This window comes from Streptomyces sp. NPDC127114, from assembly GCF_042677525.1.
Taxonomy (GTDB): Bacteria; Actinomycetota; Actinomycetes; order Streptomycetales; family Streptomycetaceae; genus Streptomyces.
On record NZ_JBHXTJ010000001.1, the window covers coordinates 342,314 to 357,138 of the forward strand.

At 73.2% G+C, this 14,825-nt stretch carries 15 protein-coding genes; 8 read left to right on the top strand and 7 right to left on the bottom strand.

Annotated features, from left to right (window positions below; translation table 11 throughout):
• Nucleotides 1-3: 3 nt before the first annotated feature.
• The 3 genes from ACFVGS_RS01510 to ACFVGS_RS01520 all read right to left on the bottom strand — a co-directional run bounded on the left by ACFVGS_RS01510 (nt 4) and on the right by ACFVGS_RS01520 (nt 2,708).
• The gene (locus ACFVGS_RS01510) at nt 4-1,191 is read right to left on the bottom strand and encodes a thiolase family protein (protein WP_384409551.1); all 1,188 of its coding nucleotides are present in this window, start codon (nt 1,189-1,191) and stop codon (nt 4-6) included.
• A gap of 127 nt (nt 1,192-1,318) precedes the next feature.
• Entirely contained in the window at nt 1,319-1,600 is a 282-nt protein-coding gene (locus tag ACFVGS_RS01515) for a hypothetical protein (RefSeq protein ID WP_384409553.1), read from the bottom strand.
• A gap of 85 nt (nt 1,601-1,685) precedes the next feature.
• On the bottom strand, nt 1,686-2,708 hold the full coding sequence (locus ACFVGS_RS01520; RefSeq protein WP_384409554.1) for a LacI family DNA-binding transcriptional regulator: 1,023 nt from the start codon (nt 2,706-2,708) through the stop codon (nt 1,686-1,688).
• Between the two features lie 269 nt (nt 2,709-2,977).
• Here ACFVGS_RS01520 and ACFVGS_RS01525 point away from each other — a divergent pair, with 269 nt between their 5' ends.
• The 3 genes from ACFVGS_RS01525 to ACFVGS_RS01535 all read left to right on the top strand — a co-directional run bounded on the left by ACFVGS_RS01525 (nt 2,978) and on the right by ACFVGS_RS01535 (nt 6,049).
• Nucleotides 2,978-4,255: an MFS transporter gene (locus ACFVGS_RS01525; protein ID WP_384409556.1), complete on the top strand. Its 1,278-nt coding sequence runs from the start codon at nt 2,978-2,980 to the stop codon at nt 4,253-4,255.
• Nucleotides 4,256-4,320: 65 nt separating this feature from the next.
• The gene (locus ACFVGS_RS01530; RefSeq protein WP_384409558.1) at nt 4,321-4,539 is read left to right on the top strand and encodes a hypothetical protein; all 219 of its coding nucleotides are present in this window, start codon (nt 4,321-4,323) and stop codon (nt 4,537-4,539) included.
• A gap of 82 nt (nt 4,540-4,621) precedes the next feature.
• The gene (locus ACFVGS_RS01535) at nt 4,622-6,049 is read left to right on the top strand and encodes a flotillin family protein (RefSeq protein ID WP_384409560.1); all 1,428 of its coding nucleotides are present in this window, start codon (nt 4,622-4,624) and stop codon (nt 6,047-6,049) included.
• Nucleotides 6,050-6,390: 341 nt separating this feature from the next.
• Here ACFVGS_RS01535 and ACFVGS_RS01540 read toward each other — a convergent pair whose 3' ends face one another.
• Entirely contained in the window at nt 6,391-7,602 is a 1,212-nt protein-coding gene (locus ACFVGS_RS01540; protein ID WP_384409562.1) for an FAD-dependent monooxygenase, read from the bottom strand.
• A gap of 178 nt (nt 7,603-7,780) precedes the next feature.
• Between ACFVGS_RS01540 and ACFVGS_RS01545 the strand changes: the two genes are divergently transcribed.
• On the top strand, nt 7,781-8,743 hold the full coding sequence (locus ACFVGS_RS01545) for a TetR/AcrR family transcriptional regulator C-terminal domain-containing protein (protein ID WP_384409564.1): 963 nt from the start codon (nt 7,781-7,783) through the stop codon (nt 8,741-8,743).
• 47 nt (nt 8,744-8,790) lie between these two features.
• Here the strand turns inward: ACFVGS_RS01545 and ACFVGS_RS01550 are convergent, their stop codons facing one another.
• The 3 genes from ACFVGS_RS01550 to ACFVGS_RS01560 all read right to left on the bottom strand — a co-directional run bounded on the left by ACFVGS_RS01550 (nt 8,791) and on the right by ACFVGS_RS01560 (nt 10,342).
• Nucleotides 8,791-9,171: a hypothetical protein gene (locus ACFVGS_RS01550; RefSeq protein ID WP_384409566.1), complete on the bottom strand. Its 381-nt coding sequence runs from the start codon at nt 9,169-9,171 to the stop codon at nt 8,791-8,793.
• 84 nt (nt 9,172-9,255) lie between these two features.
• The gene (locus ACFVGS_RS01555) at nt 9,256-9,426 is read right to left on the bottom strand and encodes a hypothetical protein (protein ID WP_384409622.1); all 171 of its coding nucleotides are present in this window, start codon (nt 9,424-9,426) and stop codon (nt 9,256-9,258) included.
• 61 nt (nt 9,427-9,487) lie between these two features.
• The gene (locus tag ACFVGS_RS01560) at nt 9,488-10,342 is read right to left on the bottom strand and encodes a TIGR02452 family protein (protein WP_385689249.1); all 855 of its coding nucleotides are present in this window, start codon (nt 10,340-10,342) and stop codon (nt 9,488-9,490) included.
• Nucleotides 10,343-10,506: 164 nt separating this feature from the next.
• Between ACFVGS_RS01560 and egtA the strand changes: the two genes are divergently transcribed.
• Genes egtA through egtD form a run of 4 tightly spaced genes read left to right on the top strand, consistent with a single transcriptional unit; the run spans nt 10,507 to nt 14,823 of the window.
• Nucleotides 10,507-11,775, top strand: a complete 1,269-nt coding sequence (gene egtA / locus ACFVGS_RS01565; RefSeq protein ID WP_384409570.1) for an ergothioneine biosynthesis glutamate--cysteine ligase EgtA — start codon at nt 10,507-10,509, stop codon at nt 11,773-11,775.
• Nucleotides 11,772-13,088, top strand: coding sequence for an ergothioneine biosynthesis protein EgtB (gene egtB, locus ACFVGS_RS01570; protein WP_385689251.1), 1,317 nt, complete (start codon nt 11,772-11,774; stop codon nt 13,086-13,088). The genes egtA and egtB overlap by 4 nt, the downstream gene beginning before the upstream one ends.
• Nucleotides 13,088-13,840 carry an ergothioneine biosynthesis protein EgtC gene (egtC, locus tag ACFVGS_RS01575; RefSeq protein WP_385689254.1) on the top strand — a complete coding sequence of 251 codons (753 nt, stop codon included), beginning with the start codon at nt 13,088-13,090 and terminating at the stop codon, nt 13,838-13,840. Before egtB ends, egtC begins: the two co-directional genes overlap by 1 nt.
• Entirely contained in the window at nt 13,837-14,823 is a 987-nt protein-coding gene (gene egtD / locus ACFVGS_RS01580; protein WP_384409576.1) for an L-histidine N(alpha)-methyltransferase, read from the top strand. Before egtC ends, egtD begins: the two co-directional genes overlap by 4 nt.
• The last annotated feature ends 2 nt before the right edge of the window (nt 14,824-14,825 follow it).

Below are 14,825 nucleotides of genomic sequence, written 5' to 3' on the forward strand. Positions count from 1 at the left end.
CCGTCAGCGCTCCAGGACCAGCGCGAGGCCCTGGCCCACGCCGATGCAGAGCGCGGCCAGGCCCGTGCCGGAGCCGGCCGCCGCGAGCTGGTGGGCGACCGCGCCGGCGAGCCGGGCGCCCGAGGCGCCGAGCGGATGGCCGATGGCGATGGCGCCGCCGCGCGGGTTGACCACCGCGGGGTCGAGTTCCGGCCATTCGGCGAGGCAGCCGAGCGCCTGGGCGGCGAAGGCCTCGTTGAGCTCGAAGGTCGTGAGGTCGGAGAAGCCGCGCCCGGCCTTGTCCAGGGCCCGCCGCACGGCCTCCACCGGGCCGAGTCCGAAGAGCTGCGGCTCGATGCCGGTGACGGCGGAGGCGCGGATCCGGGCCAGCGGCTCTCGGCCGGTCTCGCGCAGCCCCTCCTCGTCGACGAGGAGCAGGGCCGCGGCGCCGTCGTTGAGCGGGGAGGCGTTGCCGGCCGTGACGGTGCCGCCGTCCGGGCGGAAGGACGGCTTGAGCCTGGCCAGGGCCTCGGGCGAGGTGTTGTCGCGGATGCACTCGTCGCGGACGAGCTCGACGCCCGGGTACGGGACGACCTCGCCGTCGTAGCGGCCCTCGGCCCACGCCTCGGCGGCCTTGCGGTGACTGGCGAGGGCGAAGGCGTCCTGCGCCTCACGGGTGATCGCGTGCTTGTCGGCGACCTGCTCGGCGCCCTCGCCGAGGGAGACGGTCCATTCGGCGGGCATCCGCGGGTTGGTCATGCGCCAGCCGAGCGTCGTGGAGTGCAGCTGCTGGTGACCGGCCGGGAAGGCGCGCTCCGGCTTCTGCAGCACCCAGGGCGCCCGGGACATCGACTCGACGCCGCCCGCGATCGCCACGGACGCGTCGCCGAGGGCGATGGCACGGGCGGCCTGGATGACGGCCTCCATGCCGGAGCCGCAGAGCCGGTTGACGGTCACGCCGGGCACCGAGGTCGGCAGCCCGGCGAGCAGGACGGCCATCCTGGCCACGTCGCGGTTGTCCTCGCCGGCGCCGTTGGCGTCACCGAAGTACACGTCGTCCACCCGGGCCGGGTCGAGCGCCGGCGAGCGGTCGACGAGCGCCCTGACGACATGGGCGGCGAGGTCGTCGGGCCGTACGGAGGAGAGGGCACCACCGAACTTGCCGATCGGGGTGCGGACGGCGTCGACGATGTAGACGTCGCGGATGCTCATCGGTTCTCTCCCACGTGACGTGCGCGAACGGGCCATGTCGCGGGATGTCCGCCGGGCGACCCTTGTTCGCCTGGTGAAATATTCTTCATCTCCGCGGGCCCGAGTCTCCGCCGGTACAGGGCTCCTGTCAACGCCCCTTCAGGCCGGTCCGCGGTCCCCTGATCAGCGCCGTCAGACCGTAGTCGAGCTCCCTGCCGTCGACCAGCAGGGCCTCCACCGTCCGCGTCTCGGGATCGATGTCGGCGACCAGGCCGTGCCCCTCGTAGATCGGGTACCCGGACTCGCCGGTACGGCCGGTCGCCTCGACGACCGCCGACCGGACGGCACTGTCCTCGACGGAGGCGGCGCCGCGGTCCTCCACGTGCGCCGGAACCAGCAGGATCTCGAAACGCTTCGGGTGTGTGCTCATGAACCGACGCTAAGCCGACCGCCGACGGGGCGCCGCCCGGACCCGCGCGGGCCCGCCAGGAAGGCGCCTCGGCAGGCCCGGCTCCTCAGCTGGACTCGCGGTGGACCACGTGCGAGTCGAGCCGTTCGTGCCGCTCCGGGGCCGTCCCCGGCTCACGGACCACCCGGTCCACCAGCTCCGCGAGCTCGCGCCCGCCGACCATGTCGATGCGCACCGTGCTGAGCCGGGGCCGCAGCAGCCGCCCGATGACCAGGTCGTCCGAGCCGACCACGGCCGTCTCCTCCGGCACCGCGATCCCGGCGTCCTGGAGCGCCCGCATGAGGAGCATCGCGTACTCGTCGTTGTAGCCGAACACCCCGTCGAGGCCGAGCTCGCGCCAGCGGGCGGCCAGCGCGTCGGCCGGCTCCTCCTCGTACCGCAGCGGGAGCGGTACGACGGTGGCGCCGGCGGCCTCCGCGGCGGCGCGGACGCCCTCGAGGCGCGGAACGGAGAACATCTCCAGGCCCGGTTCCTCGGGCATCACGACGCCGATCCGCCGGCGCCCGCGCTCGATCAGGTGGGCCCCGGCGAGCCGGCCGACCCGGGTCTGGTCCATGACGAGCGCATGGGTGCCCTCGACCTGCTGAGGGCCGACGGAGATGACCGCCTTGGCGCCGGAGCGCTTCAGCAGCTCCACCCCGGTCGGGGTCAGCTCCACCTGGCCGAGCGAGACCACCGCGACCGGACGCAGCTCGGCCCAGGCCCGGGCGGCCTCGTCCCCGTCCATGCCGACGCTGCCGTACTGCACGACCGTGTAGTCGAGGCTGCGCAGGGCCCACTGGAGCTCGTTGAAGAACCGGCTGTAGAGCGGGCCGACGGGCACGTGCGCGGTGGGCAGCAGCACCATCCGGCTGTGACCGGCCCGCAGGCTGCGGGCCGCGGCGTGCGGCACGTAGCCGAGCTCCTCCGCGGCCTCCCGGACCCTGCGGCGGGTGGGCTCGCTGATCCGTACGGCCGCGGTGTTGTTCAGGACGTAGCTCACGGTGGCGCGCGAGACCCCGGCGAGCCGCGCCACGTCGGCGCTGGTCGGGACGGGGCTTCCGGCGGACTGCTTGGGTGACTGGCTCATCGATCCGGCATCTTTCCAGAACGATCCGGCGCAGGGTCTGGCGGATGGCCGGATTCGAGTGCTACACAAGATTTACACGCGTCACTGACACGTGTAACCACATCGTGTCAGTGCCCTCCTCAGCGCGGTCGCGCCGTCCCCGTGGTCCCCGTCGCAGCACTCTGCATCACCCCTGCATCACTCCCACATCACCCCGCATCACCCCGCATCACCCCTTGTCATCCTTCCGCTCCCGCCCCCGCATCGGGCGATCACCCCAGGAGGGCACCGTGGCCCTTTCCTCCTCCGGCACGTCCCCCGGCTCGTCCCCCGGCACCGCCCCGGACACCGCCGGTGCCGCCTCCCCCGCCGCTCCCCGGTCCACCCGCGGGCTGCTGCCCCTGCTGCTGGCCGGCAACACCGCCATGTACGCGCTGTACGTGGGTGTCCCCGGACTGCTGCTCGCCCTGCAGATCGAGGCCGTCGACCCGGCGGAGAAGGTGGCCAACTTCGGTCTGGTCTCCGGTGTCTCCGCGATCTTCGCGACGGTCTTCAACCCGGTGGCCGGCGCGCTCTCCGACCGCTCGGGGCGCCGCAACCCGTGGATCCTGGCGGGCGGCCTGCTCGCGCTGCCCGTGATGCTCCTGCTCGGCAGCGTGCACACGATCCTGCTGGTGATGATCGCCTGGTGTCTCGGCCAGGCGGTGATGAACGTCTACCAGGCGGCCCTCACCTCCGTGGTCCCCGACCGGGTCCCGCTCGCCTCGCGCGGCAAGGCCTCGGCGGCGGTCGGACTCGGCCTGCCCGTCGGCTCGACCATAGGCGCCCTGGTCGGCGCCGCCTTCTCCGAGGACTACCGCACCGGCTACCTGGTCTTCGGCGCGATCGTCGCCGCCACCGCCGTCCTGTTCACCTCCCTGGCCCGGGAGGAACGCATGCCGCCGAAGGCGCCGATGCCGGTCAGGGCGCAGCTGGCCGCGTTCGGCAGCGCGCTGAAGGACCACGACTTCCGCTGGGCGTTCATCGGCCGCGCGCTGCTCGTGCTCGGCTACTTCGCGGTCGCCGGCTTCCAGCTCTACATCCTCAAGGACCACACCGACCTGCCGGCCGGGCTGAGCGCCGAGGAGGCGGTGGCCGTGCTGATGCCCCTCAACTCGGTGGCCATGGTGGTCTCCACGGTCCTGGGCGGCTGGCTCTCCGACCGCTACGACCGCCGCAAGCTCTTCGTCGGCGCCTCCGCCGCGCTCGCCGCCGTGGCGCTGCTGATCCCTGCGGTCTCGACCAGCTGGACCGCGATGCTCGCCTTCTCCGTCGTCAACGGCCTCGGTTTCGGCTGCTACATGGCGGTGGACACGGCCCTGGTGACGATGGTGCTGCCGAAGGCCGAGGACGCGGCCCGGGACATGGGCGTGCTGAACATCGCCAACGCCGGTCCGCAGATCGTGGCACCGTTCGTGGCGTCCCTGATCGTCTCGCTCAGCGGCGGCTACACCGCGCTGTTCCTGGTCGCCGCCGTACTGTCGGTGCTCGGGGCGCTCGCGGTGCGCCCGATCCGTACGGTGCGCTGACCGCCTGGCGGTCGCATGAGCTCCGTAACCGCCCTGAACTGCCGGATCTGCCGTACCTTTTGGTCATGGACGACGCTTCGATGGTGGGAATGCTCGGCCGGGTGACCGGCACTGTCGGGCCCGGCCTCGTCGGTGAGGTGATCGTCCGCATCCGGGGCGGCGCCGAGCACTTCCTCGCCTATCCGGCCTCGGCGAAGGACCGGATCGAGACCGGCACGGTCGTGATGGTCGTGGAACATCTCCCTCCACGTACCGTCTATGTCACAGCCGCGTACGGCAGTTGACGCAACCGTTGAGCGGCGGACGCACCGGGCGCACACTCCCTTCACCGGAACCGCACGGGTCCGGTGAAGGGGGACCTGTCCGATGAGCCTCTGGATGCTGGTGGGCGCCGCCGTCGGCGCCTTCGCCGTTCTGATCGGTCTGTTCAAAATGATGTGGCGCGTCGCCGAACCCAACGAGGCGCTGATCATCTCGGGTTCGAACCACAAGACGGAGGGCCTGGGCGAGGGCATGGGCTTCCGCATCGTCACCGGACGGGGCACGCTCGTGCTGCCCGGCGTCCAGGCGGTGCGGAAGCTGTCGCTCGACCTCAACGAGACCCAGCTGTCGGTGGAGTGCGTCACGCACCAGGGCATCCCGCTGAAGGTGCGGGGTGTCGTCATCTTCAAGGTGGGCGACGACTTCGTGTCGATCGCCAACGCCGCCCGCCGTTTCCTCGACCAGCAGAAGCTGATGTCGGAGCGGGTGCACATCGTCTTCGCCGGCCATCTGCGCGCCATCGTCGGCGGGTTGACGGTGGAGGACATGATCCGTGACCGGGAGAAGCTGACCGGGCAGGCCCGTTCGGCCTGTGGCACGGAGATGGAGAAGCTCGGCCTGATCGTGGACTCGCTGCAGATCCACGAGATCGAGGACCCGACGGGTTACATCAAGAACCTGGCCGCGCCGCACGCGGCCGCGGTGCAGCGGGACGCCCGCATCGCACAGGCGGAGGCCAACCGCCGGGCGACCGAGGCCGAACAGCAGGCCGCGGCGCGGATGTCGGAGGCGACGCGCGACAGCGAGATCCTCCAGGCGGGCTACCAGGCCGAGCGCGACCAGGCGGCCGCGAAGGCCCGGCAGGCCGGCCCGCTGGCGGACGCGGCGGCCCGTCAGGAGGTCGTGGTCGAGGAGACCCGGGTCGCCCAGCTGGAGGCCGACCGCAAGGAGCAGCAGCTCCAGGCGGAGGTCCGCAAGCCGGCCGACGCCCTCGCGTACGAGCAGCGGACGCTGGCCGCGGCCGAGCGTGACGCCCGGATCCTGGCGGCCGAGGCGGAGGCCCGGAAGACCGAGCTGGCCAGCGCGGCGACGGCGACGGCGACCCGGCTGACCGGTGAGGCGGAGGCCGCGGCGGCCCACGCGAAGGGTCTCGCGGTCGCCGAGGCGACGCGGGCGAAGGGTCTGGCCGAGGCCGAGGCGATCAAGGCGCGGGCGGCGGCCCTCGCGGAGAACCAGGAGGCCGTGGTCGCCCAGCAACTCGCCGAGAAGTGGCCGGAGATCGTGGGTGCCGGGGCCTCGGCGTTCGGCAACGTCGACCAGATGGTGCTGCTCAACGGCGCGGACGGGATGGCGGAGATGTTCGCCAAGGCGCTCACGATGGGCGGTACGGGCCTCGGGCTGGCCCGGCAGCTGCTCGCCAACATGAACCCGAACGGCGAACGGCAGGCGCAGCCCGGGCCCGCGGCGGCGGTGCCCGCGCCGCGTGCCGAGGAGATCACGGTGGAGGAGATCACCGCCGGCGACGGCGGCTGAGCGCCCTCTGACCGAACGGGACCGGGGCCGTCCGACCCCGGATCCGCCGGGAGGCCCCGGGGCTGATCCGCCGGACAGGCCCCGGGGCTGATCCGGCGGACAGGCCCCGGGGCTGATCCGGCGAACAGGGCCCGGGACTGATCCGGCGGACAGGCCCCGGGGCTGATCCGGCGGACAGGCCCCGGGGCTGATCCGGCCGTCACGCCGAGGGAGCGGCACTCGCGGGCGGCGGCGAGCGCGGCCTTCGTCTCGGAGCGATCGCGTACGCCGGTGCTGACGCGTTCCTGGAACAGGTGGTGTACGCCGGGGGCTTCGAGGGGGTCGACCTGTGACTGGGTCGCTCACCGGACGTCCGCGGCGAGACCGTATTCCGGCAGTGCGATGTCCCCGGCCTTGGCGAACTGTGCGGCGAGCAGGTTCCGCATCGGCCAGCGGGCCATCTGGCGCATGGAGAGGTCCCGCAGGCGGATGCCGATCCGGCCCGAAGGCGCGAATCCCGAGGCACCCCCCGGCGGGAGCTGCTGGGCCTGGCTCACGTACGGGCGCATCACCTCGTCGTAGCGGCGGAAGGCGATGCGGTGGTCGCCCCCGGCTGCGGCGAGTTCACCGGCCAGGACGTAGGCGCCGACCAGGGCCAGGCTGGTCCCGAGGCCGGTCAGCGGGGTGGCGCAGTATCCGGCGTCGCCCAGCAGCGCCACACGGCCGCGCGACCAGCGGTCGAGACGGACCTGGCCCATGGAGTCGAAGAAGAAGTCCGGGGCGGTGCGCATGGCCCGCAGCAGGCGCGGGGTCTCCCAACCGACGCCGGCGAAGCGCTGGGCCACGAGTTCCTGCTGGGCGGCGACGTCGCGGCGGTCGTAGGCGACCGGTGGCGAGCGGAAGCTGAAGCCGGCCTTGATCTCGCCGGGGAGGCGGCCGGGCCGTGCGGAGGCGACCAGTCCGCCGGGGGCGTTGTGCATCAGGAACCAGCCGTCGAGGTCCAGGTCGTCGATGGCGGTGAACCAGGCCGTGTAGAGGCCGATCGGGTGGACGAACTCCGACTCCGGGCCGAAGGACAGCGCGCGGACCACGGAATGCGGTCCGTCCGCGCCCACGACCAGCCCGAACCGGCGCGGCGCGGCCTTCTCGAAGCTGACGGTGACAGCGTCCGCGTCCTGATCGATCCCGGTGACGGTGTCGTCGAACAGGTACTCCGTGTCCGGCAGGGTGGCCTCGTACAGCAGACGGGCGAGATCTCCGCGGAGGATCTCGATCTCGGAGACGATCCCCTCACCGCCGAAGCTGTCGGCCGGCACCCGCGCGGTGATCCGGCCGGAGGCGTCCACGAGTGCGAGCCCGCGCTGGTCCACGCTCTCCGCCCTGGCTCGGTCCATCACGCCCATGCGCTCGATGACGGTGCGGCCGGCACCGCGGAGGTCCACGGTCTGCCCGCCCGGCCGGGGTTCCGGCGCGCGCTCCACGATCGTGACCGTGAAGCCTCCCCTGCGTAGCCAGTACGCCAGTGCGGGCCCAGCGATACCGGCACCGCAGATGAGTATCTTGTTGTTCAACATGATGCGAACGTACGCCGTACGCACCAGGCTCCGCAACCACGAAATAGCCTATGAACATGCGGCTTTGGGCAGCACTGCACTAGTGCGTATAGGTGCGGGAAGTGCCCGTACACACGGATCGTCCGGCGTCGGCGGCTAGGATTGCACCCATCCAGGTGCACTAGTGCGGAGGGTGTCAGTGGGCGGGCAGGCGGTACCGCGTTACAGCCAGATCGTCGGCGAACTGCGGCAACGGATCGAGACGGGCCAACTGGCGCCGGGCGATCGCGTGCCCTCGACCCGCGAGATCACCAAGCAGTGGGGCGTCGCCATGGCGACCGCGACCAAGGTGCTCACCGAACTGCGCCACGAGGGCATGGTCCGCGCCGTCCCCGGCGTCGGAACGGTCGTGGCGGCCCCGAGCCGCCCGGTGCGGGCCGCCCGACCCGCTGCCGCCGCCCGCCCGGGCGGACCGTCCGATGCGCCGTCGGGCCAGACGGCGCTCACGCTCGGACGCATCGTCGGTGCCGCCGTCACGGTCGCCGACACGGAAGGGCTGGCCGCGGTCTCGATGCGCCGGGTGGCCGCCGAGCTAGGGGTGGCGGCCATGTCGCTGTACCGGCACGTGGCCGACAAGGACGACCTGCTGACGCGGATGATGGACACGGTCATCGCGGAGCACCCGCTGCCCGCCGACCCGCCGGCGGGCTGGCGCGAGGCGATCGAGTTGGCGGCCCGGCAGCTCTGGGACCTGTTCCGCCGGCACCCGTGGCTCGCACCGGCCCTGTCGGTGACCCGCCCTCAGATGATCATCTCGGCGCTGCCGTACAGCGAGTGGATGCTTGCCACTCTGCACGCCCACGGACTCGACCTGCAGTCCGCCTTCACCGCGCACCTCATGCTGCTCAACTACGCCCGCGGCATCGCCGTCAACCTGGAGACGGAGCGGGAGGCCGAGGCGCACAGCGGCCTCGACAGCGAGGAGTGGATGGACACCCAGGAGCCCGCGCTGCAGGCCATCCTGGCCGGCGGCCGGTTCCCCGCGCTCTCCCACCTCGCCAGGGCCGGTTACGACCTCGACCTCGACGCCCTCTTCGAGTTCGGCCTCCAGCGCCTCCTCGACGGCCTCGCCTCACTCGTCGACGAGAGCTCTGCCGGCTGACCACCTTCGCGCCGGGCCCTCGTTCGTACACGACGTCCGGTGTACGGTCAGCAGTTCTCGTCCTTCTTCACCGCGCCGATCACCATGGTCCGCCCTTCGACCCTGGCGCCGGGCGCCGGGTCCTGGGTGCAGACCTTCCAGTCCTCGCTGGTGGTGGGCACGGTCCGGCCCTGCCCGGAGGCGTCCTCGAAGCGCATCGAGCCGGAGAGCTGACCGTACGCCCCGGCGACGGTGCCGCCGCGGAGGTCCGGCATGAACCCGTCCTCCACGCGCACGGGCGCGGTGGGTGTGCCCGGCGCGGTGGTCGCGGGCCGGGGCTCCGGCGCGTGCGTCCGGTCCTGCTCCGGCGCCGAGGAACAGGCGGTGAGCGCGGCGAGCAGACCGGCGGCAAGGGCGGCACTGGGACCGGAGATACGGGTGTGACGCATGTTCCCCCCTGGGACGAGCGTGAACGAGGAGGGTCCATCATCCCTGTGCCGTCCCCATGGCGTGCGCCCGCCCCGGGGGTTGTCTCAGTTGTGCCCGAACTTCCGTTCCTTGCGGTGGGCGGGGACGTCGATGGCCGGGCGGGGCCCCTCCGACACGGCCGAGCGCGGGGTCTCCTTGGCCGTCGTGGCGGCGGCGCGGTGCTCGTGGCCGCCGGTACGGGCGCCCTTGTTGACCCGGGTCTGTTTCTTGCCCACGATCATGCCTCCCGTCTTGGAATCTCGTTCCAGGCTCGCACGGGGGCATGGACGCCGCATGTCAGGCCGTCCGGCCTCCATGCCCCTGGTCCTCCTGGCCGAAGACCCGGCGGAAGGCGCCGAGCGTCGCCCGGTCGCGGGTGCGGTCGAGGACGCCGAAGACGATCTCGTCGAAGTGGCCGGCGAACCGGCCGTCGCCGGTGAGCAGGGCCTTGAACGCGCCCGCGACCACGGCCGGGTCGTTCCGGAAGACACCGCAGCCCCAGGCGCCGAGGACGAGCCGGCGGTAGCCGTTCGCGGCGGCGGTCTCGAGGACCCGCTCGGCGCGGGAGGCGAGGGCCGCGGGGACGCGGTCGGCGAGCTCGGGCGTGCGCTGCCGGATCACTCCGGCGTTGGGTGCGGGCGAGGTGAGGAAGCCGACGGCGAAGGGCTCGTCGAGCAGCGTGCCGCGGTCGTCGCGGAACACGGGGACGGCGGGCGAGTGGATCACCCGGTCGGTGTAGAAGACGTCCCGGTCGCCCCGGTGGTGCTCGTAGTACGCGGGTGCCCGCAGCAGCGTGTCGTACAGGGCGGAGGAACGGCACAGGGCCTCCTCCTGCGCCTGGGCGCCGTTCAGGTAGCCGCCGCCCGGGTTACGGGCGGACGCGAAGTTGAGGACGGCCACGGGCGCGAAGGCGTCCTCGTGGAGCATCCGCCGGGCCGCGGCGAGGCTGCTCTCACCGGTGACGCGGATCGTGGTCGTACGGTCGCGGTCGGGAGTGACCGGGACGGGCTCGGGGCCGTACAGACGGGTGCCGTCGCAGGCGGCGGTCAGCTGCTCGGCGAGGGGGACGGTCCGTCCGTCGGGCGCCGTGTAGCGGCCCTCGGCGACGATCCGCTCGTTCTCACGGGCGAGGGCCCGCAGTCGTGCGCTCATGACCCGAAAGCATGATCGACCCGCTCCGCGGGCGGCAACGGAATTAGGCGCGGAACGGGGCCGGGGGCGGCGAGCCGGCCCGCCGCCGTGCCGCGAAAGGCGCTCTTGCACGCCCGTGCCGGGTGGCTTTAGGTGGAAGCAGCGCTTACCCAGGAGGTGGAGCGATGACGACTCCGTCGTCGGGCGGCATACCCCGGGGCGGTCCTCCTCTGACCGAGGAGGATGCCGAGGACCTGCTGCGATGCATCTGTTTCAAGACGGGCCCGCCGCGCACGGTCGGGGCCGAGCTGGAATGGCTCGTCCACGAACTGCGTGACCCCCGTCTTCCCGTTCCGCCGCGCCGGCTGGCCGCGGCGATCGACACCGTACGGGCCCTGCCGCTGGTGGCGGCCCTCACCTTCGAACCCGGTGGGCAGCTGGAGCTCAGCTCGCAGCCCGCCGCCTCCCTCATGGAGTGCCTGGACTCGCTCGCCGCCGACCTGCGGGCGGTGCGGGAGGCGCTCGCCCCGCTCGGACTCGGCCTCAGCGGCTACGGCGTCGACCCGTGGCTCGCGCCCCGCGCCCGGGTGCTGCACGAACCGCGCTACGACGCCATGGAGCGCGCGCTCGGCAGGACCGGGCCGTCCGGACGGGCCATGATGTGCGAGTCGGCCTCCGTGCAGATCTGTCTCGACGCCGGCCTCGACGACGACGGGCCGCTCGGCTACCGCAGGCGCTGGCGGCTCGCCCACCTGCTCGGCGCGGTGCTCGTCGCGGCCTTCGCCAACTCGCCCGTGCACGGCGGGCGGCGGACCGGCTGGCGGTCGACCCGGCAGGCGCTGTGGACGGACCTCGACCCGACGCGGGCGCTCGCCCCGCCGCCGGACGGGGAGCCGCGCGCCGAGTGGGCGGCGCACGTCCTGGACACCCCGGTCATGTGCGTACGGACTCCGCAGGGGCCGTGGGCGGTGCCGGAAGGCCTGTCGTTCCGGGAGTGGCTGCGGACGGGGGCGCCGCGCCGGGCGGACGCGGACGACCTGCGGTACCACCTGACCACCCTTTTCCCGCCGGTGCGGCCGCGCGGGCATCTGGAGCTGAGGATGATCGACGCGCAGCCGGGCACCGACGGCTGGATGGTGCCGATCGCGGTCACCACCGCCCTCTTCGAGGACCCCGCGGCCGCCGAGGCGGCGTACCGGGCGGTGCTGCCGCTGGCGCCGCTCGCCGGTCACGGCCCCGCCCCGCGCAATCCGCTGTGGCGGACGGCGGCCAGGGACGGTCTGACCGACCCGCTGCTGCACGCGACGGCGCTGACCGTGTTCGAGGCCGCCCTGGAGGCGCTGCCCAGGACGGGGGCGACGCCGGCGGTGGTGGGCGCGGTGGCCGCGTTCCACGGACGGTACGTGGTGCCGGGCGGCTGTCCGGCCGACGAGCTCCTCGAGGTGGCGTCATGACCGGGCTGGACGAGACGGCGCTGCGGCGGCGGGCGGTGGCGGCGCTGAGCACGGCGCGGGCACGGACGGCGCTGCTCACCTCCTGCGTGGAGGACGCCGAACTCACCGCCCAGCACTCGCCGTTGATGTCCCCGCTGGTGTGGGACCTGGCGCACATCGGCAACCAGGAGGAGCAGTGGCTGTGGCGGGCGGTCGCCGGCCGTGAGGCGCTGCGGCCCGAGATCGACTCGATGTACGACGCCTTCGAGCACCCGCGCGCGAGCCGGCCCTCGCTGCCGCTCCTGGCTCCCGCGGAGGCGCGGGCGTACGCGGCGGACGTCCGGGACCGGGTCCTGGGAGTGCTGGACTCGACCCGGCTGGAGGGCCGGCCGCTGGTCGACGCGGCCTTCGCGTTCGGGATGATCGCCCAGCACGAGCAGCAGCACGACGAGACCATGCTGATCACCCATCAGCTCCGCAAGGGCCCTCCCGCGCTCTTCGCTCCCGGGCCGCCCGCGACCGTGCCGGATCCACCGGAGGCGACCGAAGTGCTCGTGCCGGGTGGCCCGTTCACCATGGGCACCTCGGACGAGCCGTGGGCGCTCGACAACGAGCGGCCCGCGCACACCCGGATCGTGCGGTCCTTCCTCATCGACACCGCGCCGGTCACCAACGGCGCCTACCAGGCCTTCATGGCGGACGGCGGCTACCACGACGAGCGCTGGTGGCGGCCGGAGGGCTGGGCGCAGATCCGTGAACACGGCATCGAGGCACCGCTGTTCTGGCGGCACGAGGGCGGCCAGTGGCTGCGTCGGCGCTTCGGCGTGACCGTGCCGGTCGCCGAGGACGAGCCGGTGCTGCACGTCAGCTGGTACGAGGCGGACGCCTACGCCCGCTGGGCCGGGCGCCGGCTGCCCACCGAGGCGGAGTGGGAGAAGGCCGCCCGTCACGACCCGGCGACCGGCCGGTCGCGCCGCTATCCGTGGGGCGACGACGAGCCCCGGCCCGAGCACGCGAACCTGGGGCAGCGGCACCTGGGGCCGGCGCCGGCCGGGAGCTTTCCGGAGGGTGCCTCGCCGCTGGGCGTGCGCCAGCTGATCGGTGACGTGTGGGAGTGGACGGCGAGCGACTTCCTGCCGTACCCGGGCTTCCGCGCCTTCCCGTACAAGGAGTACTCGGAGGTCTTCTTCGGACCCGAGCACAAGGTGCTGCGCGGTGGTTCGTTCGCCGTCGACCCGGTGGCCTGCCGGGGCACCTTCCGCAACTGGGACCTGCCGGTGCGCCGGCAGATCTTCTCCGGTTTCCGCACCGCACGCGACGCGGAGCCCGCCTGATGTGCCGTCATCTCGCCTACGTGGGGCCGCCGGTGGCGCTGGGCGAGCTGCTGCTTCGTCCGCCGCACTCCCTGGAGCGGCAGTCCTGGGCGCCGCGTACGCAGAGCAGCGGAGTGGTCAACGCCGACGGGTTCGGCGTCGGCTGGTACGCGGAGGGCGATCCGGTGCCCGCCCGCTACCGGCGGGCGGCGCCGATCTGGGGCGACCTCTCCTTCGCCGACCTCGCCCGCGTGGTGCGGGCGGGGGCGCTGCTCGCCGCCGTGCGCGGCGCCACCGTGCCGGGGGCGGACCGGGAGGCCGCGGCGGCGCCGTTCGCGGCCGACCGCTGGCTGTTCAGCCACAACGGCGCCGTGCCGGGCTGGCCCGGCTCGCTCGTCCCGCTGGCGGCGACCCTGCCGGCAGCCGAACTGCTCGCCATGGAGGCGCGCACCGACTCGGCGCTGGTGTGGGCGCTCGCCCTGCACCGGCTGCGCGCGGGAACGGCACCCGGTCCCGCGCTCGCCGGCACCGTGCGGGAGGTGGACCGGGCGGCGCCCGGCGCGCGCCTCAACCTGATGGTCACCGACGGCACGACGGTGGCCGCCACCACGTGGGGGAATTCGCTCTGGTACCTGACCGGGCACGGCCGGACGGCCGTGGCCTCCGAACCGTACGACGGCGATCCGGGCTGGACGGAGGTGCCGGACCGCACGGTCCTCACCGCCTCCCGCGACGGCGTCGCCCTCACTCCGATCGAGGAGCTCTCCCCGTGAGCCCGTTCCAGCTGACCCGTACCCTCGCCGAGGACGCCATGGACGCCGCGCTGCGCGCCGACGTGCTCCACGGCCTCACCCGCACGCCGAAGGAGCTGCCGCCGAAGTGGTTCTACGACGCGCGCGGCAGCGATCTCTTCGAGGAGATCACCCGGCTGCCGGAGTACTACCCGACCCGGGCGGAGCGGGAGATCCTGATCGCCCGGGCCGGGGAGATCGCGGCGGCGACCGGGGCGCGGACCCTGGTGGAGCTGGGGTCGGGCTCCTCGGAGAAGACCCGGCACCTGCTCGACGCGCTGCTGCCGGGTCTCGAGGTCTACGTGCCGGTCGACGTGAGCGAGTCGGCGCTGAAGGGCGCGGGCGACGCGCTGCTGGCCGAGCGGCCGGGGCTGCGGGTGCACGCGCTGGTCGCCGACTTCACCCACGGTCTGGAGCTGCCGCCGACGGCGGGTCCGCGACTGGTGGCGTTCCTGGGCGGCACCATCGGCAATCTGCTGCCGCAGGAGCGCCGGGTGTTCCTCGGGGCGGTGCGCCGGATGCTGGCGAGGGGTGACGCCCTGCTGCTCGGCACGGACCTGGTGAAGGACGAGGGCACGCTGGTGGCCGCGTACGACGACGCGGCCGGGGTGACCGCCGCGTTCAACAAGAACGTGCTGGCGGTCGTCGACCGTGAGCTGGGTGCCGACGCCGATCCGGACGACTTCGAGCACGTGGCGCTGTGGGACCGGGAACACGAGTGGATCGAGATGCGGCTGCGGGCGCGGCACGCGCTGGTGGTGAAGATCCCGGAGCTCGATCTGGTGGTGCCGTTCGAGGAGGGCGAGGAGCTGCGGACGGAGGTGTCGGCGAAGTTCCGTCAGGAGGGCGTACGGGCGGAGCTGGCGGAGGCTGGTTTCACGCTGTCGCACTGGTGGACGGACGAGAAGGGCCGGTTCGCGCTGTCGCTGGCGACGGCGGACCGGGCGCCGGGCGCGGTGGGCTGAGC